The organism is Streptomyces sp. NPDC043427, assembly GCF_056436655.1.
In genome coordinates, this window is record NZ_JBWKCC010000013.1 from 215,894 (window position 1) to 218,243 (window position 2,350).

At 63.5% G+C, this 2,350-nt stretch carries 2 protein-coding genes; both read right to left on the bottom strand.

All coding sequences use genetic code 11. The annotated features are described in order from the left end of the window. The coding region (locus AC067M_RS22310) for an ice-binding family protein (protein ID WP_478698748.1) at nt 1–837 on the bottom strand (837 nt) is incomplete at its 3' end. Nucleotides 838–1,438: 601 nt separating this feature from the next. Then, nucleotides 1,439–1,654, bottom strand: a complete 216-nt coding sequence (locus tag AC067M_RS22315) for a hypothetical protein (protein ID WP_478698749.1) — start codon at nt 1,652–1,654, stop codon at nt 1,439–1,441. Nucleotides 1,655–2,350 lie beyond the last annotated feature (696 nt).

Here is a 2,350-nt window from a genome sequence, read left to right on the forward strand (position 1 = left end):
GCCGGTCGGGGTCGCGGTGCCGGTCGGAGTGGCGGTGCCGGTCGGGGTCGCGGTGCCGGTCGGAGTGGCCGTGCCGGTCGGAGTGGTCCCGCACTCACCCTGGAAGATCGTGTTGGAGTCCAGCGTCACGGCGCCGTTGCGGGCCAGCAGCCGGCCGTTGACGGTCGTATTCGTGGTGGCAGTGATCGAGGTCAAGGCCAGGACGTTGCCCACGAACGTGGAGCCGGTACCGAGAGTGGCCGAACTGCCGATCTGCCAGTACACGTTGCACGGGTTGGCGCCATTGGTGAAAAGCACCTTGCTGGCGGATGCCGTCGTCAGCGTCGAACCGACCTGGAACACCCAGACGGCATTGGGGTTGCCCTGGCCGTTCAGGGTGAGGGTGCCGGTGATCTGGGCGCTGACGGGCACCTTGTAGACGCCCGGAGTCAGCGTCTGGCCACCGAGCTCGACGGGATCTCCGGTGTACGTGACGTCCGCTGCCTGCCCGGCGGCCTGGTTGTACGCCGTGGTCAGATCGTTCTGAGCCTGGAGAGCGACGGCGTCAGCAGCGTGGATGGTGCCGGGCGGCAGCACTGCGCCGGGCGGGAACCCCACGACCGCCGTACCCGGACTCACTCCGACGCTACGCTCGACGGTCGTCGGGCCGGTGTTGGTGACTGTCGAACCAGCCAGTACTCCGAAATCTGCTGCCGTACCCAGAGGTACAGCTGTGGCAACAGCACTTGCGCGTGTCGGTGACATCGCAAGTACGGCAGCGGCGATCACCGCGGTTACTACCGCCGCGATCCAAAGCGACAAGGTGCGCCGTGATGCACCAGGGACATTCAGCGTCATCGGGGGGCCAACTCCTGTGAGTGAGTGGTGCCTATTGGCGGTCTTACGGCGGCATATTATTCTAGGAAGGGATCGATTTGCGGTTAAGACTCGAGAGCCTTCGCTGGAATTGACCAACCAATCGCGCCGATGCATAAAAGTGCTTAATGGGCCGGATGGCGCCGACTGGTTTACTCCGAACGGGCGCCAGGACGGGTTGTCACGGGGCAAGCTTCAAGATTCCGCGTTCCGTGAAGAGGGCCTAGCGGCTGCTCGCACTTACTTGGTGGGCGAGAACTTGAGTGCTTGGGGGTGGTGCACTCTCACGTGCGACCGCCCGGAAATGGTGGCTCGGCGTCCAGATGGCGGAGCCGTTTTCGCAGCCGTCGGGCGCGGCATCCCGGAAGACTCCAGCTGATTCATGGCAAACCCTCGAATCACACGGGCAGTGCATCCTGGCCCACGGGTGGTCCTCAGGGCCGGTGGACGTGACCGTGGGGCACCGGACAACGCAACTCGCTTCGCAGGCTATGTTCAGGCCGGCTGGTCAGAAGGTGATCCGGGCAGGTTCACCGGCGTTCATTGCTGTGGTGCCCCCGACGAAGTCGAGGGCACCGACCTGTCATTCCTGGTTCAGAAGCTTGACGCTGACGTTTTCCAGGACGTTGGCGTTGTCCAGGACGTTGGCGTTGTCCAGGACGTTAGCGTTGTTCAGGACGCTAGCGTTGTCCGCTTTAACGGGAACCAGACCGAGGAGTTTATCGTCGGCGATTGCCGGGGAGCTGAAGGCGGCGACAAGGGTCGCGGATCCGATCAGCACGCTAGCGATTCGACGCATTTCTGTCTCCTTGACGTAGGTGGACGCCGATTGACTCGACGAAGGCTTGGCAGTCTCATGCTTCCCCTGTCGAGGCAGATCCTTGTGATTATCACTCGAATGCTCCGAGCGACATCGTGTGACCGTGACGACCGAAGGGAGGAGGGGCCATGCCTGGTGGGCCAGGACCGCATGCCTTCTCATGACCGATGCAAATAGAGCTACGGATCAGAAGGTGATGAGGGGCGTGGGAACGGGGGCCATTCGGAAGCCCGGAGCCACGGCTGCGTCACTCAGACGGCGTCCCTCTCGCTGGTGCGGGAGGGACGCCTGGGAGAGGTCCACCAACGGAGAAGGTTTGGTGCATCCTCGTACTGTTTTCCACCGGGTCGGGTCGACTACGCCGGTCGCCGTTCGATGAGCCTCGAATGGAGGAGCACTGGCACCGGACGTTGAGAACAGAACCTGACGCCTTATGGCCGCGCTGCTTGGCAGCAGCCGGCCGCACCGGCGCACCACTCAGGACGCCGCCCCACTCACTGCCGGCGGAGCACTCCCAGGTCAGCCTTGACCTCGGTGCTGTGCCCTGCCCGATTCCACGGTTCGGAAGGTTGCAGGGCTTAGACGTCATCTCATTTGGTGAGTCTGCGGTAGCAGATCAGGGTGCAGGCGATGCTGGTGAAGGCGAGGAAGTGGTCGGCCTTGCGTTCGTAGCGG

Excerpts from the sequence above, each read along its gene's own strand:
- AC067M_RS22315 (WP_478698749.1), bottom strand. The coding sequence starts at position 1,654 with ATGCGTCGAATCGCTAGCGTGCTGATCGGATCCGCGACCCTTGTCGCC.